We start from the raw sequence: 841 nt of genomic DNA on the forward strand, positions 1-841 counted from the left end.
GACAAATAGTTGACCTATCACTTCTTCATGACAAATAGTTGACCTATCACTTCTTCATTCAAAGAGATATGGTATTCAGAATCAAAGCTCGCTACAATGTCTTCGATTCTTTCTGCCTGCATGAAAGATTCTAACAATTGATTGTTAAAAGAATCTTTCTCAACTTCCAAGAAATGACCAAACTTTATTCGATATAAATTTGTAACCAGGAGCAACTTTAACATTCGTTGAGTTGCGAAATTGACAGGAAATGCAGTTTCTTTATAGACCAGTGCTAACAGCTTACACAAAGGTTCTACAGAAAAATCTGTAAAGGGCCATTCAAGAAAATAATATTTTTCCGAAAAATATTGTGCAAAAAAATAACGGATATCAATCTCATTTCCAATAATCCGAGCAGGATTGAGACTAATTTTAAAATTATATTGTTTTTTTATGATTTTGTTAATGTGACTGATTATACGATAGAGTGAGGAAGAGCTTATATAAAACTCTTTACAAATACTCTCAGTTTCGTATCCTTCGTTAAAGAAGATGAATTCTAAAATTGAAAAATGGGTTGAATGCTTAAAAAAATGGTGATAGACCATCTCAATATCACTATCATCGGTATTAATGATACGTATGCCATTAGTAGACGAGTGAAAAATCAATTCAGGAAACGCAGACTTGACATGAGATAAATCATCTTTTACTGAACNTTCTGTACAATTCAATAGTTCAGCCAGTTCAGAAATATGAAACCAGCGTTTGTTTTTAAATAGTAGCTCTAATAGTTCTAATTGTCTGTGGATCTTTTTAGACAGTAATTCTCGCATTAAAATATTATCTTTCTTTATAT

At 31.3% G+C, this 841-nt stretch carries 1 pseudogene; it reads right to left on the reverse strand.

The features are described 5' to 3' along the window. Positions 1–29 precede the first annotated feature (29 nt). Positions 30–818: pseudogene (locus D8886_RS11610) on the reverse strand (AcpB/EbpR/MafR family transcriptional regulator); the annotation flags it as partial. Positions 819–841: the final 23 nt, after the last annotated feature.

It is taken from the genome of Streptococcus sanguinis (assembly GCF_003943655.1).
GTDB lineage: Bacteria > Bacillota > Bacilli > Lactobacillales > Streptococcaceae > Streptococcus > Streptococcus sanguinis_F.